Origin of the sequence: Paeniglutamicibacter sulfureus (assembly GCF_030512175.1) — a bacterium.
Lineage (GTDB): Bacteria > Actinomycetota > Actinomycetes > Actinomycetales > Micrococcaceae > Paeniglutamicibacter > Paeniglutamicibacter sulfureus.
In genome coordinates this window covers 1,113,578-1,138,400 of the sequence record NZ_JAULBL010000001.1, presented here as the reverse complement: position 1 = coordinate 1,138,400, position 24,823 = coordinate 1,113,578, and the positions used below count along the sequence as shown (strand labels likewise).

General features: G+C 67.2%; 19 protein-coding genes. 12 read left to right on the top strand and 7 right to left on the bottom strand.

The genetic code is table 11. The features are described from left to right. Positions 1-14: 14 nt before the first annotated feature. The gene (locus tag Q2T94_RS04990) at positions 15-1,241 is read left to right on the top strand and encodes an acyl-CoA dehydrogenase family protein (protein ID WP_302263107.1); all 1,227 of its coding nucleotides are present in this window, start codon (positions 15-17) and stop codon (positions 1,239-1,241) included. 41 nt (positions 1,242-1,282) lie between these two features. After that, positions 1,283-2,521 (top strand): acyl-CoA dehydrogenase family protein, encoded by a 1,239-nt coding sequence (locus Q2T94_RS04985; protein WP_302263106.1) that lies wholly within the window; start codon positions 1,283-1,285, stop codon positions 2,519-2,521. A gap of 22 nt (positions 2,522-2,543) precedes the next feature. On the opposite strand, the gene Q2T94_RS04980 is transcribed toward Q2T94_RS04985, so the two are convergent. Then, positions 2,544-3,341, bottom strand: a complete 798-nt coding sequence (locus tag Q2T94_RS04980; protein WP_302263105.1) for a GNAT family N-acetyltransferase — start codon at positions 3,339-3,341, stop codon at positions 2,544-2,546. A 138-nt stretch (positions 3,342-3,479) separates the two neighbouring features. On the opposite strand from Q2T94_RS04980, the gene Q2T94_RS04975 reads away from it, so the two are divergent. The 8 genes from Q2T94_RS04975 to Q2T94_RS04940 all read left to right on the top strand — a co-directional run bounded on the left by Q2T94_RS04975 (position 3,480) and on the right by Q2T94_RS04940 (position 14,386). Next, on the top strand, positions 3,480-5,054 hold the full coding sequence (locus Q2T94_RS04975; protein WP_302263104.1) for a helix-turn-helix transcriptional regulator: 1,575 nt from the start codon (positions 3,480-3,482) through the stop codon (positions 5,052-5,054). A gap of 106 nt (positions 5,055-5,160) precedes the next feature. After that, positions 5,161-6,057: a universal stress protein gene (locus Q2T94_RS04970; protein WP_302263103.1), complete on the top strand. Its 897-nt coding sequence runs from the start codon at positions 5,161-5,163 to the stop codon at positions 6,055-6,057. Next, a complete protein-coding gene (gene pdxR / locus Q2T94_RS04965) occupies positions 6,044-7,660 on the top strand; it encodes a MocR-like pyridoxine biosynthesis transcription factor PdxR (RefSeq protein ID WP_302263102.1) in 1,617 nt (538 codons plus the stop codon). The genes Q2T94_RS04970 and pdxR overlap by 14 nt, the downstream gene beginning before the upstream one ends. 75 nt (positions 7,661-7,735) lie before the next feature. Next, positions 7,736-8,917, top strand: coding sequence for an alanine racemase (alr, locus tag Q2T94_RS04960; RefSeq protein WP_302263101.1), 1,182 nt, complete (start codon positions 7,736-7,738; stop codon positions 8,915-8,917). A 166-nt stretch (positions 8,918-9,083) separates the two neighbouring features. After that, positions 9,084-10,478 carry an aspartate aminotransferase family protein gene (locus Q2T94_RS04955; RefSeq protein ID WP_264269905.1) on the top strand — a complete coding sequence of 465 codons (1,395 nt, stop codon included), beginning with the start codon at positions 9,084-9,086 and terminating at the stop codon, positions 10,476-10,478. A 24-nt stretch (positions 10,479-10,502) separates the two neighbouring features. Further along, entirely contained in the window at positions 10,503-11,516 is a 1,014-nt protein-coding gene (locus Q2T94_RS04950) for a phosphotransacetylase (protein ID WP_302263100.1), read from the top strand. 80 nt (positions 11,517-11,596) lie between these two features. Next, positions 11,597-13,153: an APC family permease gene (locus Q2T94_RS04945; protein ID WP_302263099.1), complete on the top strand. Its 1,557-nt coding sequence runs from the start codon at positions 11,597-11,599 to the stop codon at positions 13,151-13,153. Between the two features lie 126 nt (positions 13,154-13,279). Further along, on the top strand, positions 13,280-14,386 hold the full coding sequence (locus Q2T94_RS04940; protein ID WP_302263098.1) for a YeiH family protein: 1,107 nt from the start codon (positions 13,280-13,282) through the stop codon (positions 14,384-14,386). Between the two features lie 125 nt (positions 14,387-14,511). Here Q2T94_RS04940 and Q2T94_RS04935 read toward each other — a convergent pair whose 3' ends face one another. From Q2T94_RS04935 to Q2T94_RS04925, 3 genes are read right to left on the bottom strand one after another with little or no spacing between them, the layout of a single operon-like run. Continuing rightward, a complete protein-coding gene (locus Q2T94_RS04935) occupies positions 14,512-16,230 on the bottom strand; it encodes a cobaltochelatase CobT-related protein (RefSeq protein ID WP_302263097.1) in 1,719 nt (572 codons plus the stop codon). 16 nt (positions 16,231-16,246) lie between these two features. Further along, complete coding sequence (locus Q2T94_RS04930; protein WP_302263096.1) at positions 16,247-17,233, bottom strand: AAA family ATPase; 987 nt, start codon at positions 17,231-17,233, stop codon at positions 16,247-16,249. Positions 17,234-17,238: 5 nt separating this feature from the next. Continuing rightward, positions 17,239-18,078, bottom strand: coding sequence for an IclR family transcriptional regulator (locus Q2T94_RS04925; protein WP_302263095.1), 840 nt, complete (start codon positions 18,076-18,078; stop codon positions 17,239-17,241). 191 nt (positions 18,079-18,269) lie between these two features. On the opposite strand from Q2T94_RS04925, the gene xsc reads away from it, so the two are divergent. Further along, positions 18,270-20,075: a sulfoacetaldehyde acetyltransferase gene (xsc, locus tag Q2T94_RS04920; protein ID WP_302263094.1), complete on the top strand. Its 1,806-nt coding sequence runs from the start codon at positions 18,270-18,272 to the stop codon at positions 20,073-20,075. Between the two features lie 193 nt (positions 20,076-20,268). Further along, positions 20,269-21,606, top strand: a complete 1,338-nt coding sequence (locus tag Q2T94_RS04915; RefSeq protein WP_302263093.1) for an NAD(P)/FAD-dependent oxidoreductase — start codon at positions 20,269-20,271, stop codon at positions 21,604-21,606. 87 nt (positions 21,607-21,693) lie between these two features. Here the strand turns inward: Q2T94_RS04915 and Q2T94_RS04910 are convergent, their stop codons facing one another. From Q2T94_RS04910 to Q2T94_RS04900, 3 genes are read right to left on the bottom strand one after another with little or no spacing between them, the layout of a single operon-like run. Then, positions 21,694-22,377 (bottom strand): HAD-IA family hydrolase, encoded by a 684-nt coding sequence (locus tag Q2T94_RS04910; protein ID WP_302263092.1) that lies wholly within the window; start codon positions 22,375-22,377, stop codon positions 21,694-21,696. Between the two features lie 19 nt (positions 22,378-22,396). Then, positions 22,397-23,785 carry a xylulokinase gene (xylB, locus tag Q2T94_RS04905; RefSeq protein ID WP_302263091.1) on the bottom strand — a complete coding sequence of 463 codons (1,389 nt, stop codon included), beginning with the start codon at positions 23,783-23,785 and terminating at the stop codon, positions 22,397-22,399. Then, positions 23,782-24,726 (bottom strand): sugar-binding transcriptional regulator, encoded by a 945-nt coding sequence (locus Q2T94_RS04900; protein ID WP_302263090.1) that lies wholly within the window; start codon positions 24,724-24,726, stop codon positions 23,782-23,784. Before Q2T94_RS04900 ends, xylB begins: the two co-directional genes overlap by 4 nt. Between the last annotated feature and the right edge of the window lie 97 nt (positions 24,727-24,823).

The following is a 24,823-nucleotide window of genomic DNA, read 5'->3' as shown; positions in this document are numbered from 1 at the left end:
AAAGAGGCAAGCACATGAGCACAAGCACCGAGACCCTGCGCCGCACCCCCTGGACCGGGAACGCCGACGAGGCGGAGATCGCCCACTGGAGCGCCATCGCCCAATCGGTGGCCGACACCCTTGCCACCGATGCCCTGGTCCGGGACCGCGCCAACGCGACACCCCATGCGGAGACGGAATTGCTGCGCTCCTCGGGCCTGCTGGATCTGCTGGTCCCTGCGGAGTTCGGCGGTGGCGGAGGACACTTCGAGTCCTCCTTCCACGCCGTGCGTATCCTGGCCACCGCCGACGGCTCGATCTCCCAGCTACTGGCCTATCACTACTTCAACCAGGCGGGCATCGGCTTCTACGCGGCCCCGGAGGACCAGCCGGCCTGGTGGCGCCGCACGGTGGAGGGCGGCTGGCTCTGGGGCGACTCGGTGAACCCCGTGGACCCCACCCTGGTGCTCACCGAAGAGGGCGAGGGCTACCGCCTGAACGGGTTCAAGCGCTTCTCCACCGGCTCCGGGGTGGGCGAGGTCATCATCGTCAACGCCGTCATCCAAGGCGGAACCAACGACGGCAAGGTGCTGGCCTTCGTGCTGGACACCGGGCGGGAGGGACTGGAACTGGTGGGAGACTGGGACCACCTCGGCCAGCGGCTGACGGCCTCGGGCTCGGTGCGGTACACCGATGTCGCGGTGTTGCCCGAGGACATCCTCGGGCCGGTCACCGACGAGCCCATCGCCTCGCTGCTGACGCCGGGGGTTCAGTTGGGCTTCGGCAACTTCTACCTCGGCGTCGCCCAGGGCGCGCTGGCCAAGGGCAGGGAACTGCTGCTGGCGCGCAAGAACGCCTGGTTCCTCTCAAACGCCGAAAGCTATGCGCACGACGTGGTCTTCCAGCGCGCCATCGGGGAACTGAAGGCCCGCACAGCAGCGGTGGAGGCGCTCGCCGAGAAGCTGAACCGCCGCTTCGATACCGAGGTCGCCCGCTCCAACGAGCTGACGGCCGGGCAGCGCGGGGACTACGCCATCGCCATCGCCGAGCTGAAGGTGGTGGCCACCGAGACCGGCATCGAGGTCGCCAACCGCATTTATGAGGTCACCGGCGCCAGCTCGACGGCCAATTCCGTGGGCCTCGACCTCTTCTGGCGCAATGTGCGCACCCACACCCTGCACGACCCGGTCGACTACAAGAAGATCGAGGTCGGCGCCCACTTCCTGCATGGAGAGCTGCAACCGCTCTCGCTCTACACCTAAGCCCCGTCCCGCTTTCCTTCCCACACAAAAGGAGTCCAACCATGACCACCACATCCCTGAACCGCAGCCGGCTCGAGGAGCTTTCGACACGCTTCGCCCCGCTCTTCGCCGACATCGCCGCCGGTGCCTCGGAGCGCGACCGCACGGGGTCGCTTCCCCGCGAACAAGTCTCGGCGTTGGCCGCCGCAGGGTTCGGCGCGGTTCGCGTTCCAGAATCCCACGGAGGTGCCGGGGCCACGCTGCCCGAGCTCTTCGAGCTGCTCACCGAGCTTGCCGCGGCAGACCCCAACATCACCCAAGCGCTGCGCAGCCACTTCGCCTTCGTGGAGGACCGGCTCGTCGCCGTCCCCGGCGCGGAACGCGATGCTTGGTTGGCGCGCTTTGTCGACGGCGAGCTGGTAGGCGGTGCCTGGACCGAGATCGGGACCGTGACCGTGGGCGAGGTGAATACCAAGGTCAGCCCCGACGGCAACGGCGGATTCGTGGTCAACGGGACCAAGTACTACTCGACCGGGTCGATTTACGCCGACTGGATCGACACCTACGCCCAGCGCACCGACACCGGCAGCCGGGTCATTGCGGTAGTCAGCGCCCACCAGCCCGGGGTGCAGCTGGGGGACGACTGGGACGGATTCGGCCAGCGCACCACCGGCACCGGGACCTCCACCTACACCGACGCCGTCGTCACGGCGCAGAACCTCATCGAATTCGACACCAGGTTCAAGTACCAGACTGCCTTCTACCAGGAGGTGCTGCTGGCGGTGTTGGCGGGAACGGCGCGCGCCGTCGAGCGCGAGTTCGCCGCCGAGCTGGCCGCGCGCAAGCGCACCTTCAGCCACGCCGCGGCCAACGTCGCCGGTGAAGACCCGCAGCTGCTGCAAATCGTCGGAGAGGTTTCCGCGGCCGCATTCGTCGCCGCCGGCGCGGTGGAACGCGTGGCCACTTCCCTGGAACGCGCCTACGAAACCGCCGTCGCGCTGCATGCCGGGGACGCCACGGAGCAGGAAGACGAGGCGGCCAACGACGCCGCGGAACTCGCCTCGGCCCAGGCGCAGGTGGCACTGACCCCGCTGGTCCTCAATGCCGTGACCCACGCCTTCGATGCGCTGGCTGCCTCGGCCACCAGCACCACCAAGAACCTGGACCGCCATTGGCGCAACGCCCGCACCGCGGGAAACCACAACCCCTGGGTCTACAAGGCCCGCCTGGTGGGGGATCACTCCGTCAACGGCGCTGCCCTGCCGCGGGTCTGGGCCATTGGCGCGTCAAAAAGGGCGTAGCCGGGCGGCGCGGCCTTCGGGCTCAGCGCGACCAGTAATAGGGCGTGGTCGTGGAGACCTTGAGCAGACCGGAGCGTTCCAGGATGGGGCGGGAGTACTCCGTCGAGTCGCTGTGGACCAGCTTCTTGCCCTGGACCAGCGCAGACCGCGCCCGTGCAGCCGTCAGCGCGCGGTAGATACCGCGGCCGCGGTAGGCCCGGAGGGTGGAGCCGCCCCAGATGCCGACAAAGTCGGTGTCGGGCACGGGCTCGATCCGGCCTGCACCGACCATGCGCCCGTCGGTCTCGGCCACCCACAGCTCCATGCCGTCGTTGCGCGCCAGTCGGTTGATGAGTGCATCGGCAAGACGGGTGTTGGAGGGGTTGCCGAAGGCCTGATCGACCATCTCGCTCATGATGCGTACATCGGAATCGCTGGCGATGCGCCGCAGGCCGACCCCGTCGGGGGTCGGGACATCGGCACATAATCCTTCGAGGGCACCGATCATGATCGACTCGGGTTCCCCGGGCCGGAAGCCGTGGGCCAGCAGCGCCCCGTGCAGCCCCGGTGCATGATCGTGCCCCCGCCTTTTCCACTCGATGCCGGCGATCGTCGGATCCTTGCGGAAATGGTCGAGCGCCCGGCCAACGAGTGTGGCGATTCCGACTTCGTCAACGGATCCCAGATCCCGGTACGTAACGAAGCCACGCCCTCCGGCGAACGTCACCAGACGCAGTGTGTCCAGCAGATCAACCCGGATCGCGCTGGGCGTTTCGGCGTCCGTGCGGAGCTGGTCGTCGTAGGCCTCGAGGTATTTCGCATGGTCAGTCACCGGTTTCATGCTGTCAGGGCGGTTGGTCCGGCACAACCCCCGTTGGGCGGCGGGAAAGCACGACGCGAATAACTCCACATGGAATCCTGCTGGTTCGTGGACGGCTGTGCGGACTGGCGGATTTGGCATGCAACTTCCCTGAAACGAATGTTTGGTGTTTCCAATGCAGCTTTTTTGGTCAAGTGCTGGGAAGATCTTCACTTCTTCGCGTACCCTGAAAACGTGAGCACCCCCACATGGAACCGGCCTGCAACACCGGAGAAGAGTGTCCTGTCGCCGGAAGATGCCGAGCAGCTGGACATCATTTCCCTTGGCCGGCGGATCCGGCACCTGCGCAAGACCAAGGCCATGACCCTCGACGACCTGTCAGAGGCCGTGGGCACCGCACCCAGCCAACTGTCACTGATGGAAAACGGCAAGCGCGAACCCAAGCTCAGCATGCTCAAGTCCCTGGCCGCCATCTTCGGGGTCGGGTTGGACGAGCTGCTCGGTGCCGCACCTCCCACGCGGCGCGCAGCCCTGGAAATCGAGCTCGAACGCGCCCAGCGCGGACCGCTCTACCAATCGCTCGGGCTGCCCAAGGTGCGCATCTCCTCGCGCACGCCCATGGACGTGCTCGAATCCCTGGTCGGGCTGCAGGGGGAGCTGGAGCGGCGGCTCAACGAGCAATCGGCCACCCCCGAGGAGGCGCGCCGCGCCAACGCGGAGCTGCGCGGCGAGATGAAGGCACGCAACAACTACTTCCCGGCGATCGAGAAGGAAGCCGCGGCCGTGCTCAAGGCCATCGGCCACACCACCGGTCCGCTCTCGCACCACCAGGTAGCCGACATCGCCGCGCACCTGGGCTTCTCCCTGCACAACGTCTCGGACCTGCCGCACTCCACCCGCTCGGTCACCGACCTGAAGAACATGCGGGTCTACCTCACCCAGTCCCAGCGCTCCGAGCATTCCACGCGCTCGGTGCTGTTGCAGGCCTTCGGACATCACGTGCTGGGCCACGCCACCCCGTCCGACTACGCCGAGTTCCTGCGCCAGCGTGTGGCGACCAACTACTTTGCGGCCTCCCTGATGATGCCGGAAAAGGCAACCGTGGATTTCCTGCAACACGCCAAGAGTGCGCGGGAGCTCGCCGTCGAGGACATCCGGGACGCCTTCGCGGTCTCCTACGAGACCGCCGCCCACCGCTTCACCAACCTTGCCACCGAGCACCTGGGCATCACCGTACACTTCCAGAAGGTGCACGAGTCCGGCATCATCCACAAGGCCTACGAGAACGACGGCGTGAACTTCCCGATGGACCACATCGGTGCCATCGAGGGCCAGTCGGTGTGCAGGCACTGGACCAGCCGCGAGGTCTTCGACGTGGCCGACCAGTTCAGCGCCTACAACCAGTACACCGACACGACGGTCGGCACCTTCTGGTGCACCGCGCGGACCGAGCGTTCCAACACCGGGAAGTTCTCGCTGAGCATCGGGGTGCCCTACGTGCACGTGAAGTGGTTCCGTGGCCGCGACACCACCGAGCGCTCCGTATCCACCTGCCCGGACGAGTCGTGCTGCCGCCGCCCGCCACTGGAGCTGCAGCAGCAGTGGGCGGGCCAGGCCTGGCCCAGCGCGCGTGCCCAGACGCATCTGTTGGCGGCCATGCCACAGGGTGCCTTTCCTGGCGTGGACGAGACCGAGGTGTATTCCTTCCTGGCGCAGCACTCGATGGACAAATAGTGCGCCGCGTCACAGGTGCGTCATTCTTTCCGCCCTGCACCGCGAACTGGTAGGCATAAGGGGGTAAGCCCGAATCGACTCCCAATGAAGGGGGGAAGCCCACGCCATGAGGTATGTCGTTGGATGCACCGAGGACAAGCGCGGCCGCGAGGCAATCTCCCTGGCACTGGCGCTGGCCAGGTCGTTGGCGGCTCCCACTCATGCCGAGATCGAGCTGGTCCACATCCTTCCCGGCGTCCAGCCGGCCGCTGCAGCCACCCGCAGCGAACGCGTCTACCAGGAGTTCCTGGAGCAGGCAGCCCAAAAATGGATGGACCGGGCGCTGGCGCTGGTGCCCTCAAGCATGGTTGCGCGGACCCACATTCGTTTTGCCGCATCGATGGCCGAAGGGCTGCTCGAGGCGGTGTCGGCGTTCAAGGCGGACCTGGTGGTGGTGGGAGCGGCCAGCACCGGGCCGCTGCGCCGGTTCACCGTGGGCTCCGTGGCCAACGCCCTGCTGCATTCCTCGCCGGTCCCGGTGGCGCTGGCACCCTCGGGCTACCTCCCTCCGCGGGAAATCACCCGCATCACCTGTGCGCTGGGCACCCGCACCGGGGCCGATTCGGTCCTGGAGGCCGCGGTGGATTCCGCCGCAGTCCGCCACGTTCCGCTGCGGCTGATCTCGCTGGTGGCCATGGACAAAGAAAAGCACCACGGCGACCGGATCGATGCGGCGCGCGAGCACGCCCGGCAGACCCTCGAGACGGCCATCGCGGGGGTGCGGAACCGGACGATTGTCACCGCCGACGTCGCCCAGGGCCGCTCGACAGAGGCCGCGGTGGACGCCCTTGACTGGGACGAGTCAGAAATCGTCCTGCTCGGCTCCAGCCGCCTGGCGGAGCGGAGCCGGATCTTCCTGGGGTCCACCGCGAACAAGATGCTGCGTGCACTGCCGGTGCCCATCGTGGTCATCCCGCGCTTCTACGTCCCGGTCCCTGCGGGCGCCAACCATGGCTACGTCTAGGAACCCGCGCCCCGCCAACCCCGCAGACCTGCCGGAACCCCGCGAAGGGGTCAGGGCTCCGATCGCGGTGTCGGCCCAGTCAGGGGAGCCGCTGTACCGGCAGCTGCGGCAGGCGCTGGAGCACCAGATCCTCGTGGGCACCCTGGTGCCGGAGCAGCCCCTGCCCTCGTCGCGCGACCTGGCCCGGGAGCTCGGTCTTTCGCGCAACACCGTCAACGCTGCCTACCAGGAGCTGCTGGCCTCGGGCATGATCGAGTCCCGGTCGCGCCGCGGCTACTTCATCAACACCCAGATGCTGCGCAACCGCGAGCTTGGCGCCGCCGCCGCCACGGCTGAGGGGTCGGCCGTCGACTGGTCCCGGCACATCCGCCCGCGCGAGGATGCCGGGATGCCGGAGATCACCAAGGTCCGCAACTGGTCGAGCCACCCGTACCCGTTCGTGGCCGGGCAGGTCGACGAGCGCGACTTCCCGCGCCTGGCCTGGTCCCGGGCGCTGCGCGACGCCATGGACGCACCGCACCTCTTCTACTCGCTGCGCGACTCGGTGGACGAGGACGACCCGTACCTTCTCGAGGTGCTGTGCAAGCGGGTCCTCCCGGCCCGCGGCATCCAGGCCCGGCCGGAAAACATCCTCATCACCGCCGGCTCCCAACAGGGGCTGGACCTTCTGGCGCAGACCATGATGGGCCTCGACACCGTGGTCGGGGTGGAGAACCCCGGGTATGTCGATGCCCGGCACACCTTCGCGCGCACCGGTGCCACGCTGCGTCCGTTGGAAGTCGACGAACACGGCCTGGTGCCACCCGCGGACTTCGGGGACCTTGACCTGCTCTATCTCACCCCCAGCCACCACAGCCCCACCAACGTCACCCTCTCGGGCAGCCGCCGCCAGCAAATCCTCGCGAGCACCCGCGACGCGGGGGCACTGATCATCGAGGACGACTACGATTCCGAGTTTCGCTACCGCGGCAAGCCCACCCCGGCGCTGAAGGCGCTGCCGAATTCCGGGCACGTCATCTACCTCGGATCCTTCACCAAGTTCCTGGCCCCGGGGCTGCGCATGGGCTACCTGGTGGCCGAGGCGGAGCTGATCACCGAATTGCGGAACCAGCGGCGCTACAAGATCCGGCACATCCCCGGCCACCCCCAGCGCGCCATGGCGCTGCTGATCGAATCGGGCCAGTACCACCGCACCATTTCGCGGCGCCGCACCCAATTGCAGCGCAAGTGGCAGGTGCTCACCGAGGCGCTGGAGGAATTCGTGCCCTTCAAGGTCGTTGCGCCTCCGGGCGGGGTCAGCGTCTGGATCACCGGCCCGGCGGACCTGGACTGCGTGGAATTGGCGGCCGAGGCGCTGAAGGCAGGAATCGTCATCGAGCGCGGGGACGTTTTTTACGATGATCCAGGAGCCAACCGGAACCACTTCCGCCTGGGATTCGCCGCCATCAAGCTCGAGGCCATCCGACCGGGCATCAGGGAACTGGGCCGCGTCATTGCAGGGCTTGCCGGGCGGCAGGGCGAGGCCCCTTCACATCCTGTGGACCCATTGAACCCTGCCCGATCTGGATCTGTGCCGAACGGCGCACCTGCAGAACAGTTGTAGGTAGCGCGGGCATGTTGCCGCCCGCCGCCCCCTGCCCGCGCACCGGCGCACCCCACCAACGACAAGGACGTCGCAATGAATCCCTTCAGCACGCTCGAAAACAACCAGGCCCCCGGGCCGCAGACAGCCCTCGGCGCGGTGCCGCAGCGGGCAGCCTTCATCGAAACGGCGGCCATCTCCGCCAACGTGCGGGCGCTGCGGAAGGTCGCCGCCGGCGTCCGGCTGCTGGCGGTGCTCAAGGCCGACGGCTACGGACACGGCATCGTGCCCGCCGCCCGCGCAGCCCTCGAAGGCGGAGCCGACTACCTGGGCACCGCCGTGCTCGAGGAGGCCTTCGCGGTGCGGGAAGCCGGGATCGACGCCCCGCTCTTCTCCTGGCTGGCGGCGCCCGGCGCACCCTACGCCCGGGCCATCGCCGAGGACATCGAGCTTGCCGCGTATTCGGTGGGGCAATTGCGGGAGATCGCTGACGCCGGAACCGGGGCCGGCGGCGTTCCCCGGATCCACCTGAAGATCGACACCGGGATGTGGCGCGGCGGGGCAACGCCCGCCGACTGGCCGGCATTGTGCACAGCGGCCCGGGAGCTGGAAGCCGCCGGACGGATCCGGGTGGTGGGAGTCTGGTCCCACCTGGCCTGCGCCGATGAACCGGGGCACCCTTCGGTGGCTGCGCAACTGCAGGTCTTCAGGCACGCCATCGACACGGCCAGGTCCCTGGGGCTGGACCCCGCGCTGTGCCACATCGCCAACTCCGCAGCGACCCTCGCCACCCCGGAGGCGCACTTCGACATGGTCCGCACCGGGATCGCCGTCTACGGGGTGAACCCGCTCCCCGAATCCGAACGCATCCACTGCCCCCGGTTGCGGCCGGCCATGTCCCTGGGCGCTGCCGTTGTGCAGACCAAGCGCGCCCCGGCCGGCGCCGGGATCTCCTACGGCCACACCGAATCCACGCAAGGGGAGACCACGCTGGCAGTCGTTCCGCTGGGCTACGCCGACGGCGTCTTCCGCAGCGCCAGCTCGGTGGGTCCCGTCCAGGTCGGTGGCGTGCGCTACCGCGTCCTGGGCCGGGTCTGCATGGACCAATTCGTCATCGACGTGGGCGACGACGACGTCTCGGCCGGGGACGCGGCGCTGCTCTTTGGCCCCGGGGATGCCGGGGAGCCGCACGTCGAGAAGTGGGCGGAGGCCTCCGGCACCATTCCGTACGAGATCCTGACCCGCGTGGGGACCAGAGTGCCGCGGATCTACGTGTAGCCCCAACCTCTGGTACCTAAAAAGGGAAGCCGATTTGGGTCTGGGAAAGGGCCCAGCATGGGGGCAGAGTGATACACACCACACGGCAACGTCGGGTGGCGCGGGGATCCCCGGGGCAAGGAAGCGCCCGCGGACCCGACAGGAAAACCTTGAATGGAGGGGTCTCGTGACCAACTCAGATATCCGCAATCGTGCTCAGCGGCATCTCTACCCGCACTTCACCACAGGCCAGGTGTGGAACGACCCGAACCTGCCCATCATCACCCGGGGCGAGGGAAGCTACCTTTTTGACGAGGACGGCAACAAGTTCCTCGACGGACTGGCAGGGCTCTTCTGCGCCAACATCGGCCACGGCCGCCAGGACATTCCCAAGGCCGCGTACGAGCAGATGTCGCGCTTGGCCTACTGGACCAACTGGGGCTCGGCCCACCCGGCGGCCGTGGATGCCGCCACGCTCATCGCCGGGCTGGCCCCGGGGGACCTCGACGTCGTCTTCTTCGTGAACTCCGGTTCCGAGGCCGTCGAGTCGGCCATCAAGTTTGCCCGGCAGTACCACCGCGGGCAGGGCGAACCCGAGCGCACCAAGATCATCGCCCGCAACATGGCCTACCACGGCACCACCCTTGGCGCCCTGGCCGTCACCGGGATCCCCGCCTACAAGGAGGCCTTCGGCACCCTGATGCCCGGCGTCTTCCACGTCCCGAACACCTTGGGAGAGGTCATCCCGGAAGGCGGATCCGCCGCGGACCTGCCCTCGATCCAGGCGATCCGCGAGGTCATCGCCCGCGAAGGCGCCCACACCATCGCCGCGCTCTTTGCCGAGCCGGTGCAGAACTCCCGCGGCGCACTGGTCCCGCCGGCCGGCTACTGGCAGGAACTGCGCTCCATCTGCGACGAGCACGGCATCCTGCTGGTCGCCGACGAGGTCATCACCGGCTTCGGCCGCCTCGGCGAATGGTTCGGCAGCATCAAGTACGACGTGGTCCCGGACCTGATCACCTTCGCCAAGGGCTCCACCTCCGGCTACGCGCCGCTGGGCGGGGTCATTATCCGCAAACCGCTGGCCGACGCCATGCTCTCCTCGCCATTGGCGGGCATCTTTACCCACGGCGCCACCTGGGGAGGCCACCCGGTCTCCACCGCGGTGGCGGTGGCCAACATGACCGCGCTCAAGGAAGAAGGCATCGTGGGCAACGTCCGGAGCCTGGAACCGTACTTCCAGAACGGACTGGACAAGATCGTCTCGGCGCACACCAGCATCAAGGAATACCGCGGGACCGGATTCTTCTACGCCATCGAGCTCACCGGCAACCGGGAAACCGGACGCGAGCTCACGGCCGAGGAATCCAAGGACCTGCTGACCAGGGTAATGCCCAAGGCCATGCGCGAGGTCAACCTGATCACCCGCCCGGACAACCGCGGCGCCACCATGCTGGTGCTCTCCCCGCCCCTGGTCGCCGACCAGGACGTGCTCGATGACTTGCTGGACAAGGTCCACCACGTGATGAGTGCCGCCGACAGCTACCTCAAGTCGCCGGCCGTCACCCTGGCCGCGGTCTAGCGGGCAATGGGAGGAAACCGTCCCATGGCCATCGCAACGGTGAGACCCCCGGGTGTCGACGAAAAAATCCTGGCCCGATTCCTGGCAGGCCCGGACCAAGGTTCCCGCGGACCAGTCATCCTTGCCGACGGGCACGATCCGCGGGCCATTGCCGCGGCCGGGGTGCTGGGCGAGATCGGCGTCGAGACCATCCTGGTGGGGGAGCGCGAGTGCATCAAGGCGATGGCGCTCGCCGAAGGCGTCACGCTCACCGACGCCACCACCGTCCTGTGCGTGGCCGAGCTGCGCGACAGTGCCGCCGGGACGCTCCTGGCCGGCAAGGTCGCCGGCCTCGGCCCCGCCAAGACAGCGGGGTGGATGGATGACCCGTTGTTCCTGGCGGTCGCGGCGGTTCCGGCGGGGCTGGCCTCGGCCGTCGTCGCCGGGGCCACCCGGCCCACCGCCGACGTGCTGAGAGCGGCACTGCGCGTGGTGGGCACGGACCCGGGTGCCGGCAGCATTTCCTCCTCCTTCCTGATGCGGCTGGCCGACGGGCGCTATGTGGGATACGGCGACTGCGCCGTCATCCCGACGCCCGACGCCACCCAATTGGCGCACATCGCCCGCGCCACGGCACGGACCTTCGCCATCCTCACCGGCGAAGAACCGGCCGTCGCCATGCTCTCCTTTTCCACCGCCGGATCCGCGGAGCACGAAAGCATTTCCACGGTCCGCGCGGCAACCGCCCTGGCCCTGGCGGCCGAGCCAACACTGAGCATCGACGGGGAACTGCAATTCGACGCCGCATTGCTCGAATCGGTGGCCGCGTCCAAGGCCCCGGGCTCAACGGTGGCCGGACACGCAAATGTCTTCATCTTTCCCAACCTGGCGGCCGGAAACATCGGGTACAAGATCACCCAAAGGCTCGCCGGTGCCCAGGCCTACGGGCCAATCCTGCAGGGGCTGGCCGCGCCGGTCAACGACCTCTCCCGCGGCGCAAGCGTCGCGGACATCGTCAACGTTTCACTCATCAGCATGTTGCAATCCCAGAAATCTTGATCCACCGGTCCCGCCCCTGCCGGGGCGGCCGGTCTTCGCAAGCGGTGGCATCGCCGCCACCACCCGAGAACGAGGTTAAAATGAAAGCCACAACAGACAAGACGGTGGTTACTCCCATGGCATCGGCATCGGCAGGTCCGGACAACGGCCAGCCCGAGCGCATGGAAAAAACACTCAAGGCCCACTGGGTCTGGGCCATTGCCCTGGGCTCCGCCGTGGGTTGGGGTGCGTTCATCCTCCCCACCGACTGGCTGGCCATGGGAGGACCGCTCGGAGCGGTCTCCGGCTTCCTGATCGGTGGCGCACTGATGGTGCTCATTGCCGTCAGCTACGGGTTCCTGATCAAGTCATTTCCCGTCTCCGGCGGCGAGTTGGCCTTCGCCCTGGTCGGCTTCGGACGGACCCACGCCTTCTTCTGCGGCTGGTTCCTGACCCTTGGCTACACCTGCATCGTGGCCCTTAACGCCTCGGCGCTGGCCCTGCTCTTCCGCAAGCTCATGCCGGACGTGGTCCAACAGGGATACCTATACACCGTGGCAGGTTTCGACGTGTACATCGTCGAGGTGCTCATCTCCATGGTCGCCCTGGCGGTTTTCGCCTACCTCAACATCCGCGGCACCGCCCTCTCCGGCCGCATCCAGTTCATCGCCTGCGTCATCATGCTCGTCGCCGTGGCCTGCATCCTGGTGGCGGTCATCGCCAGCCCGCAGGTCCTCTTCTCCAACGCGCTTCCGGCCTTTCCGGAGGGCGTGAACCCGGTCGCCGCGATCGCCGCGATTGTCGCCATCGCACCCTGGGCCTTCATCGGTTTCGACAACGTGCCGCAGGCGGCAGAGGAATTCGATTTCCCGCCGGCCAAGGCCATGAAGCTGATCGTGCTGGCACTTCTGGCCGCAGCCCTGCTCTACGCGGCCATGATCGCCGCCGTCGCCATGGCCGCCCCGTGGGAGGCCCTCGTTGCCGGCGACTCGGCCTGGGGCACCGCGGACGCATTGACCGGCGTGCTGGGCGGATCCGGCCTGCTGCTGCTGACCATCGGCATCACCATGGGAGTGAGCACCGGCCTGAACGGCTTCTACGTCTCGGCCAGCCGCATCCTGCTGGGCATGGGCCGGGCGCAGATGGTCCCGAAGATGTTCGCCCGCCTGCACCCCAAGTACAAGACCCCATACGTCGGCGTCATCTTCGTCGGGGCCGTCTGCCTGATCAGCCCGTGGTTCGGCCGCGCGGCACTGACCTGGGTCGTTGACATGTCCGCGGTGGGCGTGACGGTTGCCTACCTCTACACCTGCCTGTGCGCGTTCAAGATCTTCCGCCCGACCAACTCCATCGAGTGCCCCGGAGACCTCGAGGGCACCCGCTCCACCTCCAAGAAGGTGCTCAGCGCGCTGGGCGCCGTGACGGCCCTGGTCTTCATGGGGCTGCTGCTGATCCCGGGTTCCCCGGGCGTGCTGGGCAAGGAATCCATGACGGCGCTGGTCGTCTGGACCTTGCTGGGCGTCGTATTCTTCCTGATGCGCCGTAGGCACAACAAGACCCTGACCGACGAACAGGTCGACATCCTGGTCCTGGGTGCCCCGCGCCCGGAAGGCACCAAACTGAAGTCCGGCACCCCGGCCGTGACGCCCGGAGCCTGATTAGCAGGCAGAATTGTCAACGTACCCACCACATTGATCGTGGTGCGTCCGCAGCCCCCGACGGGAGAATCCCCTGGTGCGTGCGGCCGCACCACGCCAATGTCATTCTTCGAAGGAGCCACCTTCATGGTGCATCAAACACATGAGCCGGCAGTGCGGCCTCCGACCGGGGGCGGCGCACCGACGCCCGTCGCTCCCGTGAGACCTACCCGGCGGGCCCGCGCGCGCGCCTGGGTCACCGGGCATTGGGCCGGGCTGGCGGTCTGCGCCGTGGTGGTCCCGCTGTCCTTCCTGGTCCACCTGCTCGTCCCCTCGATCCCGGTCATGACCACGGCCGTGGTGCTGGGCATCCTGTCCGCAAACCTCCCGGGGACGGGCCGGCTGGTGGAAGGGCCCTGGCAGAGGGGGCTGGGCTTCGCGGGGAAGAAACTCATGCGGGCCGGCATTGTGCTGCTGGGCCTGAAACTGAGCATCGTCGATGTGCTTGAGCTGGGTTGGGCGACCTTCGGGGTGGTGGTGCTGGTCGTGTTGCTGGCTTTCGGCGGCACCTACCTGCTGGGCAAGGCGTTCCGCTTGCCGGGAGACCAGCCGCTGTTGATCGCCACCGGCTTCTCCATCTGCGGTGCCTCCGCCATCGGTGCGATGAGCGCGGTGCGCAGGTCAAAGGACGAGGACACCGTAATCCCCGTGGCGCTGGTGACTTTGTGCGGCACCCTGGCCATTGCCGTGCTGCCGCTGCTGATGCGTCCGCTGGGGTTGGGCCCGGAGGCCTTCGGCCAGTGGGTCGGCGCCTCGGTCCACGACGTCGGCCAGGTCGTTGCCACCGCGCAGACCGCCGGGGCATCCGCGCTGGCCATTGCCATCGTCATCAAGCTCACCCGAGTGCTGACCCTGGCCCCGATGGTAGCCGCAGCCGGCATCATCAGCCGGCGCAACGGCCGGGCCGGTGACGGTGAAAAAGGCCTGAAGCTTCCGCCGATTGTTCCGGGATTCATCATTGGATTCGTGGTGCTGGTGGCGGTGCGCTCGATCTTCAACGTACCCACCGAGGTCCTGGAGGCCGTGACGATCGTGCAGGACGTGGTGTTGGCCGCCGCGCTCTTCGGACTGGGTTCGGCCGTGCGGATCCGCCAGCTTTTCGCCTCGAAGGGGGCCTCGATCCTGATGGCCATGTGTTCCTGGGCGTTGATTGCCGGACTTGGCTACGCGGGGGTGCTCCTGCTGCAGATGTAGTACGACGGCGGGAGACAACGCCCGCCACAAGTCGTGAGGGAACGGTGCGGGGCCGAACGAATCTTTCGGCCCCGCACTGTTCCCCTTTTCGCGCTATCTCTTCGCTCGGAGCGGTCCCCCCCCGTTCAGCGCACTGAACGCAACGAGCGCTCCAACAGGCCCAACAGGTCACGCACGGTTTCCGAACCGCCCAGCCGGCCCGCGTCCAGGATGGCGTTGCGCCTGAAATACGGACTCATGTCCAGTCCCAGGCCAAGCCCCAGAATCGTGGTGCCGCCGGCCGCCTCGGCCTCGCGCAGCACATTGGCGAGGTCGTGCTGCAGGTAGTTCTCGTCGTTGGCGTTTGCCGTGGCGCCGTCCGCGGGGCTGCCGTCGGAGAGCACCACCAGGATCTTGCGTTCCTCGTCCCGCTGCCCGAGCCGGCCCAAGGCCCAGCGCACGGCCTCCCCGTCGATTCCCTCGCGGTAGAGCGTCGGCTTGAGCATCGCTGCAAGCCCCAGGCGCCCGGTGCGCCACGAGGTCGCCGCATCCTTGAAAACCACGTGGCTCAGTTCGTTCAGCCGCCCCGGATTCGGCGGGGTGCCTGCGCGGCGCCAGTCCTTCAGCGCCCGGCCGCCGTTCCAAGTGCCGGTGGTGTAGCCCAGCACCTCGCAGGGCACCTCGATGCGTTCCAGTGCCCGAGCCAGCACGTCAAGGAATGCCGCGAGTCCTTCCGCATGCTCCTTCATGGAGCCGGAACAGTCCACCAGGAATGTGAGGGTCGCGGCCGCGGAAGGTTCGAAGCGCTCGGTCTTGAACAGCCGGCGCTCGGTGGGCGAGGCCACCAATTGGCCCAGCCGGGTTCCGTCGAGCAGGCCCTCCTCCGTGCCCGAATCGTAGTCCGAGCGCCCGGGAACGCAGAGCAGCGACTGCAGGGACTTGGCCAGCAGCTGCACGTTCACCGCCTCGGTGTGCACCCGGGCGGCGATGCGCTCGCGGTAGCTGCGAAGCAGGTCCTCGCGCACCAGTGTGGTGGCCGGGGAGATCTTGTCGTAGGCGCGGGTAAACACGGTGTATCCCTCGGGCGAGGAATCAAGGGCGCCGCTGGTTGCGCTGCCGGATGTCCCGATGGCAGCTGCATCGTGTTCGACATCCACCAGCAGGGAAAACTCCGGCGCCTTGGCTTGCTTTTCCTTGGCGCCCTTGCGGGCAGGTGCCGGGGATTCCAGGGCGCTGACGGCCTCCGCGACAAGTTCGGCGACCAGCAGCGCATGCTGGGCGAACTCGGCCTGGTCGTGCTTGTACCGGCGAAGGCCCGGGAGCAACGGGCCGAGCGTCGAAGACAGGTTCGCTCGGGTCGCCTCGATCATGTCCTCGGATTCAAGGACCACCGGCTCCGAGCTGATCCGCGAGCGGGCCACCTGGAAGATCGTGTAGAGGAGCATGCCCAGGGCGGTTTCGGTCAGCCCGGAGGCGATGTATTCCTTGGACCATGCGACGTGCCGGGCCCGGAGATTCTCGATGACCCCTGGCAGGGTCGCCAGGGATTCGCAGCGGAATTGTTCCAGCACTTCAAAGACCAGCCTGGCACTGGGGGAGTGCGGGAGCAGGGCCAAGTGCGCGGCGGTGTCCGAATGCAGCACGCGCAGGGCCATCCCATCGGCGGCACCGCGAAACGACGTGAAGCCGGCCCCTGCCGCCGGCGGATAGAGGTGCGGGGCATTGAACGGAAGCACGACGGTGCCGCGGTATGGGCGGGAACCGAGCAGTTCGAGCCGCGGATCGGCGCCGAGGGCGCGCAGGGACGCTCCGCACAGTTCCCTGATTTCCTGGGCGCGGCGCGCGGGGGCCTGGGCTGCACTCATGGCGTGCCCGGCTTCCCTAGGCCCCGACGGGAACGAGTGCGTAGGACTCGTCGAGTTCGGTGGCCATGGCACGCTGGTAGTACTCGGACACGATGAAGCGCTCGGCCTCGTCGCACTTGTTGACGAAGGAGAGCCTGAAGGCCAGTGCCGGATCGCGGAAGATGGAAACGTTCTGGGCCCAGGTGATCACCGTGCGTGGTGACATCAGGGTGGAGATGTCCCCGGCGGCGAAGCCGTCGCGGGTGAGGTTCGCAACGTCCACCATGGACCGAACCAGCTCCAGTCCGGCAGGGGTTCGTGCCAGCTCGGGAACACGGGAGGCAACGATCCGGACCTCTTCGTCCACCGGAAGGTAGTCGAGGGCGGCAACGATGTTCCACCGGTCCAGCTGGGCGTGGTTCAGCCGCTGCACCCCGTGGTAGAGGCCGTTGAGGTTTCCGAGTCCAACGGTGTTCGCCGTGGCAAAGAGCCGAAAGTGCGGGTGGGGGCGGATCACGCGGTTCTGGTCGGGTAGCGTGAATCCGCCGTCGCGTTCCAGCAGCCGCTGGACCACGAACATGACATCGGGCCGCCCCGCATCGTATTCGTCGAAGACCAGGGCCATGGGCTGGACCATGGCCCAGGGAACCACGCCTTCCTGGAACTTGGTGGCCGGCTGGCCGTCCTGGATCACCACGGTGTCCTTGCCGACCAGGTCGAGCCGGCTGATGTGCCCATCGAGGTTCACCCTCATGAGGGGCCAATTCAGCCGCGCCGCAACCTGCTCGATGTGCGTGGATTTTCCCGTGCCGTGCAAACCCTGGATCATGACCCGGCTGTTGTGGGTGAATCCGGCGAGGATGGCCACGGTGACATCCGGGTTGAACCGGTAGGCAGGGTCGATGGCCGGGACGTGGTCCGAGGTTTCGGTGAACTTGGGGGCCCGCAGGTCGCTGTCGATGCCGAAGGTCTCGCGGACGGAGACCAATTCCTGCTGCGCGAGGGGGGTGGCTTCCGGGTTCATTTCCCTCACCATCCCGCCGCGATGGGTTCGGACTCCGGGGAACCCAGGTCCGCGTGGTCTTCGATGCGCGAGATGCTCTCGGCCGCTCGGCGAAGTGCGGGCAGCAACTTGAGCAGGTCCTCCGAGCTCTTGCGCATCATGGGGGCCTGCACCGCGATGCAGAGGTTCGAGCGCCCGGCCGGATTGGGAACCAGCACCGCCAGGCAAACCAGCCCGTCCAGGTATTCCTGGCGGTCCTCGGCGTATCCGTCGATCCGGATCCGGGCCAGTTCGGCCTCGATTTCCGCTTTGTCGGTGAGCGTGTGGGCCGTGAAGCGTTGCAGGGGTCCCGTGGCCAGGACGCGTTCGCGCTGGGTGGGCCCGAACTGGGCAAGGATCAGCTTTCCGCTGGCCGAGCAATGCACCGGCACCCGGGATCCGGGGCCCAGGTGCACGCGCAAGGGCTCGTTGGTCTCGACGCGGTCGAGGTAGATGACCTCGTTGCCGGACAGGGCGGTGATGTTGCAGCTCTCGCCGATCTCATCGACCAGGCCCCGCAGGATGGCGTGCCGCGTGCCGTGCCGGGTGTCATTGAGCAGCACGTCCTCGGCCATGCGGCGCATGCGCGAGCCGGTGCCGTAATGCCTGCCGTCGGACTGCCGGGTCAGCAGGTTGGCGCCTTCGAGTTGTTGCAGCATGCGGTGCAGCGTGGGCTTCGGAAGTCCCGTTTGGTCCACCAGCGACTGCAAGGTGAAGAGCTGGTCGCGCGTGGTGATCAACTCCAGCAGCGCGAACAGGCGCAGGGCCGGTGTTTCTCCCTGGACAGCGCCCGCGGGCCCGAGCTCCGGTTCCGTGAGATTTTCCATGATCGATCCAATCTGCCGATGAACGAAGTTTCAATAAATCGTATCAGGACGAAGAATAAATGGAATAGGGGCTTGACTGATGTGACGTGAGTCGCATAGCTTTGTCATCAATCCCGTTTTTGGGAGCAGTTCGAATCATTTTTTGAGACTTTTCGCGATTGCGAGGTCTTGATCCCCGAAGGAGACTTGTAATGACTGAAAAGGCCACATCCCGCGAGGTCGTCCAGGGCGCGCAGAAGATGACGTCGTCGGAAGCCTTCGTTGAGACGCTGGTGTCCAACGACGTCACCGACATCTTCGGCATCATGGGCTCCGCCTTCATGGACGCCATGGATATCTTCGCCCCGGCCGGCATCCGCCTGGTACCCGTCGTGCACGAACAGGGCGCCGCCCACATGGCCGACGGCTACGCACGCGCTTCCGGCCGCCACGGCGTGGTCATCGGGCAGAACGGCCCGGGCATCTCCAACTGCGTCACCGGCATCGCCGCCGCCTACTGGGCACACAGCCCGGTCGTCATCATCACCCCGGAAGCCGGAACCAACACCATCGGCCTGGGCGGCTTCCAGGAGGCCAACCAACTCCCGATGTTCCAGGAATTCACCAAGTACCAGGGCCACGTAACCCACCCGAACCGCATGGCCGAATTCACCGCCCGCTGCTTCGACCGCGCCATGAGCGAAAACGGTCCGACGCAGCTGAACATCCCGCGCGACTACTTCTACGGCGAATCCATCACCGAGATCCCCGCCCCGCGCCGCGTTGACCGCGGTGCAGGTGGCACCAAGTCCCTGGACGAGGCCATCGAGTTGCTCAAGACCGCCAAGAACCCTGTCATCGTCTCCGGCGGCGGCGTGGTCATGGCAGACGGTGTGGAGGAAGCCAAGGCCCTGGCCGAGCGCCTGGGTGCACCGGTGGTCAACAGCTACCAGCACAATGACTCCTTCCCGGCCAGCCACCCGCTGTGGGCGGGCCCGCTGGGTTACCAGGGATCCAAGGCTGGCATGAAGCTGATCTCCGAGGCCGACGTCGTCATCGCCTTGGGCACCCGGCTCGGCCCGTTCGGCACCCTGCCGCAGTACGGCCAGGCCTACTGGCCCACCGAGGCCAAGATCATCCAGATCGATGCGGACCACACCAAGCTCGGTCTGGTGAAGAAGATCGCGGTCGGAATCACCGGCGATGCCAAGGCGGTTGCCATTGAGCTCTCCAAGCGTCTCGAGGGCATCGAACTGGCATCGGATGCGACCAAAGCCGAACGCGCAGCGAACATCAAGGCCGAAAAGGAAGCCTGGGAGCAGGAGCTCTCCGAGTGGACCCACGAGCAGGACGAGTACTCGCTCGACGTGATCGCCGAGGCCGAAGGCGAAGAGGGCAACTGGCTGCACCCGCGCCAGGTGCTGCGCGAACTTGAAAAGGCCATGCCGGAGGACGTCATGATCTCCACCGACATCGGAAACATCAACTCCGTGGCGCACAGCTACCTGCGCTTCGAGAAGCCGCGCAGCTTCTTCGCCCCCATGTCCTTCGGGAACTGCGGCTACGCGCTGCCGACCATGATCGGTGCCAAGGCCGCGGCGCCGCACCGCCCGGCCATCGCCTACGCGGGCGACGGCGCCTGGGCCATGAGCATGGGCGAGGTCCTCACCGCGGTCCGCCACGACCTGCCGGTCACCGCGATCGTCTTCCGCAACCGCCAGTGGGGCGCGGAGAAGAAGAACCAGGTCGAGTTCTACAACCGCCGCTTCATCGCCGGAGAGCTGGACAACGGCGAATCCTTCGCCGAGATGGCCCGCAGCATGGGCGCCGAGGGCATCGTCGTGGACAAGCTGGAAAACGTCGGGGCGGCACTCAAGGAAGCCCTGAACAACCAGATGGTCGACGGCAAGACCACCGTCATCGAGATCATGTGCACCCGCGAACTGGGCGACCCGTTCCGCCGCGACGCGCTCTCCACCCCGGTCCGCCACCTGGAGAAGTACAAGGACTACGTCTAAACCGCAGTTCCATCCGCACGACCCCGTGGCGGGGGAGCACAGCCGGAGGGTGCCCGCACCCTCCGGCGCACTTCCGGCCACCCCCCCCAGACATTGAACCCAGACATTTAACATCGGCAATTCGGCCGGGCACCACACGCGGACAGCGACGTCCGCCGACGGGTGAGCGGCAAGCAAGAGAGTGGAGCGTGAAATGAGCACAACGAGTCCGGAACATGTGGTCGTCATCGGTGCGGGCATGGTCGGCCTGTCCACCGCCTGGTACCTGCAGGAACGCGGCGTCAAGGTCACCATCCTGGACCGGGACGGCGTGGCCGCGGGTTCCTCCTGGGGCAACGCCGGGTGGCTCACCCCGGCACTGACCCTGCCGCTGAGCGAACCCTCGGTGCTTACCTACGGCCTGAAGACCATGTTCGACCCGGCCTCCCCGCTCTACATCCCGCTCTCCGCCAAGCCTTCGCTGATCCGCTTCCTGCTGGGCTTTGCCCGGCATTGCACCCCGGGCAAGTGGCGCGAGGCCATGGCCGTCTTCAGTGAGATCGGCGCCACCGGGCTGGACGCCTTCGACGAGATCTCAGAGGGCAGCACCATCAGCAGGATCGGGCAGGCGGGCTCCGTCAATGGGACCGGCGTCCCGGCCAACGACGGGGGCACCGCGACGCTGGGGACCGGCGTGGTGGAACCCACCCGCCCGGCCGAGCCCTTCCTGACCGGATTCAAGAACTTCAAGGACCGCGACGGGCTGCTCCACGAATTCGAGGGCATCCGCGCCGCCGGCGGCGAGGTCGAATTCGACCTGATGAGCGCGGCGGAAATCCGTGACATCGAACCGACCCTGGGGGACGGTGTCCAGGCGGGTGTCGCGATCCACCACCAGCGCTTCATCAACCCGCCCAAGTTCATGGACTCGCTGGCCGATTCGGTGATTGCCCGCGGCGGGGAGATCGTCACGGACTTCGAGGTCGCCGACGTGATTGAACACGCCCATGGCGTCGAGGTCGTGGACGCGCAGGGCCGGATCCAGGGTGCCGATGCGGTGGTCATTGCCACCGGCGCCTGGCTGGGCAAGCTCGCGCGGAAGTTCGGCGTCAAGCGCGTGGTCCAGGCCGGGCGCGGCTACTCCTTCACCGTGGTCCCCGAGGTCAAGCCGACGCACCCGATCTACTTCCCCGCCCAGCGTGTGGCCTGCACCCCGCTGGGGGACAGGTTCCGGGTGGCCGGGACCATGGAGTTCCGCGACGCCGACCACCCGCTGGAGCCCAAGCGCATCGAGGCCATCGTCGCCGCGGCCTCCCCGCTGTTCACCGGCATCAACTGGGAGGACCGCCAGGAGGAATGGGTCGGATCCCGTCCCTGCACCACCGACGGGCTGCCGCTGATCGGGGCCACCCGATCCTCGCGCGTGCATGTCGCCGGCGGCCACGGCATGTGGGGAGTGGCCCTGGGGCCGCTGACCGGCAAGATGCTTGCCGCCTCGATCACCGGGGAATCGACCCCGGCCATCATGCGGCACTTCAACCCGTTGCGCTAGGTCGCGCTCCAAGCCATCAAACAAAAGTGGTGTGGCCCTTTCGATCCTTGGCTATGGGCGTCGGGAGGGCCACACCGCGTCAGGGTGCTAGTTGTTGATGGAAACCCGCAGCGTCCCCATAGGCGTGCGGGAGACTGCAATCTGGCTGAGCGACTCCACGACGACGTTGGCGTCGAGCGAATTGGAGCCATACGTTCCCGTGACCGCCAATGTTCCGGCACCTGCGGCCTTCCCGGCGCTGATCCCGGCGGGTGCGTCCTCGACGACCAGACAACGGGCGATGTCCACACCCAGCCGTTCGGCCGCCAACAGGAAGCCCTCGGGGGAGGGCTTGCCCGTAGTGATCTGGTCAGCGGTGACCATGTGCTCCGGTTGCCCCAGGGAGGCTGCGCCCATGCGGGCCGCGGCCAGCGCGCTGGTGCAGGATGTCACGATCGTCCAGGATTCGGCCGGAAGGCTCTGCAGCAACTCCCGAACCCCGTCCTTCACTTGAATTCCGTCCGTGTCCTGGATCTCCAGGCGTGCAATCAGCTCGAGGGCCTCGGCCCGGCGCGATTCCGCGATGAGTTCGTTGACCAGGCTTTGCGCCGTCAATCCATGGACGGTATGCCGATAGCCGGAGAGCCCCATCAGTCCGCCCCAGGAGGTCCAGGCACGCTCGGTGGCGACGGTGGAATCGATGAGAGTCCCGTCGAGGTCGAAGAGGATGGCTTGCACATCGAAATGCGTCGTCGATTCATGGCCGGATCGTTCCGGCGAGGCGTTTGTCATGTATTTCCCTTCGGAAAGGCTAGATGCCATAGGTGGCGATGCGAGCGGCAGTGAAGCGCCCGCGAACCTCGGCGGCCCATGATGCGCCGGTGGGTTCATAGGTCTGCTCGGTGGAGCGGGTCCACGTGGGCGGTTCGGTCGCCCCGCTCAGCGCCCAAGCGGCCTGGCGGGCGGCGCCGAGTGCCACGTACTCGGCCGACGGTGGAACGACCACTTCGGTGTCGAAAATTTCCGCGGCCGCGCGACGCACGGACCGGGACATTGAGCCGCCGCCGATCAACACGATGCGCTTGGCGCTGACTCCCTGGGCACGCAGTCTCTCCAGCGCGTCGGACAGCGTGCACAACAGCCCAAGGACAGATGCGCGGGCCATGTTTTCGGGGGTCAGGTTGGCTCGGGTCAGGCCCGTCATGGTGCCCGTTGCGTGGGGCAGGTCCGGGGTTCGCTCGCCGTCTAGGTAGGGAATCAACGTCAGACCGCCGGCGTCGGGGGCTCCGGCAGAGGCCAGGGCATCCAATTCGTCCAGGTCGACGTTGAGCATCCGGGAGCTGGCGGACAGGGTCCGGGCCGCATTGATCGTGGCCAACAGCGGCAGGTTGTGGCCCGTGGCGTCCGCGAAGCCCGCCACGGCTCCGCTGGGATCTTGGATGCGGGCCGCCGACGGCGCGAAGACCGTTCCGCTGGTTCCGATGCTGATGACCACCTCGCCGGGCACCAAGCCCAGCCCCAGGGCCGCGCCGGCGTTGTCCCCGCAGCCGGCGGCGATCAGGGCGCCGGAGGACGTTCTTCCCGCGGCCTCGGCCGGAGCCAGTACCCGGGGAAGGCGAGGTGAGCGGCCGAAGGCCAGTCGCAGTATGTCGTCGCGGTACCGGCCCTCGGGCACGGAATAGTAGCCCGTGCCGGAGGCGTCGGACCGATCGGTCGTCGCGGTTTCGGGGCGCCCGGCAAGCCTCCAGGTCAGCCAGTCGTGGGGCAGCATGACCTGGTCGACCCGGTCGGCCAACTCGGGATGATTCTCGGCGAGCCAGGCCAACTTGGTGACTGTGAAGGAGGGGACCGGGACGATGCCGATTTCCCTGGCCCAGGACTCCGCACCCAACGCCTCGCGCAGCGCCTTGGCCTGCGGGGCCGAGCGGGTGTCGTTCCACAGCAGCGCGTCGTGGACCGGGGTTCCGGAGGCATCCAGCGCCACCATGCCGTGCTGCTGGGCGCTGACCGACAAGGCGGCGACGTCGTCCAGGTCCCCCTGCGATGCCAGGGCCTCCCACCAGCGTTCCGGGTTGACGCTCGTACCGTCGGGGTGTGGGGCGGAAGTCTTGCTCAAGATTTCGCCGGTTTCGGCGTCGACCCTCAGGACCTTGGTGCTCTGCGTGGAGGAATCGATTCCGGCGATGACGGTGCGGCTCATGCGTGGTTCTCCAGTAGTCGGGTGGCGAGCGAAAGGTCGGTAACCAGCGAATCGATGAGGCCCGAGTCGAGGGCCGCGCGGACGGCGGCAGCCTTCGACGCCCCTCCGGCGACGCCGATCACCTCGGGAATGTTGGCCATGGCCTCAGCCCCGATGGCGATGCAGCGATCCTGGATGTCATTGACCAGTCCGCCGTCGCGGTCGATGAGGATGGATCCGATATCGGCCTGGACCCTGTGCTCAACCAGCAGCGCATGGTCGTCCGCGGTGATGGCCGGGTTGTCGAAAAATTGCGAATCCGGAGGAGACCAACTTCCGATGGCAACGAGCGCGAGGGTGACGCGGCTGAACTGGTTCATGGTCAGTTGTACGTCGTGCTGCCGCCGGATGGCGGCGGCCGACTCGGCATCCGAGGCGATCAGCGGTGCATAGAGGGTCCAGCCCCGGGAATTCGCGGCCTCGCCGACACGCCGGATGACCTCGACGCCCGTGGCCTGGAGAGGGCCGGCGACCCCTGCTAGCTGGACGACCTCGCAGGGTGGCAAGGCGCCGAGCGACCGGGCCAGTTGGCCGAGCGTTCGCCCTGCCGTCATGCCGATGACGTCGTCCGCGGTGGCGATTTCCTCCAGCAGCTGGGCCGCAACCCGGCCCAGCTCCTCCTGGACGGCTTCGGCGGAGTCGGTGGGGGTCCGCACCACGACGGCACGCTTGAGGCCGTAGCGCCGTTGCAGTTCCAGCGAGCGCTCCACGTCGACGGGCCCGGGGACGGAAATCTCAAAGGTGACGATCCCGTTTTTCACCGCATCGTCGAGCAGCCGTCCCACCTTGAATCGGCTCAAGCCGAGTTCCTCCGCGATTTCAACGCGGGTCTTGCCGGCGATGTAGTGTTCGCGGGCGATATGGGCCAGGCGCACGAGTTCGTCGGGGCCGATGGGTGCCAAGGAGACTCCTCTGGAAGATGGATTTCCAGACTAGCTTACATTTGCTCACATGAGCATGGGACTTGCACACTTGTGTAAACGTGTTAGATACTTGTGC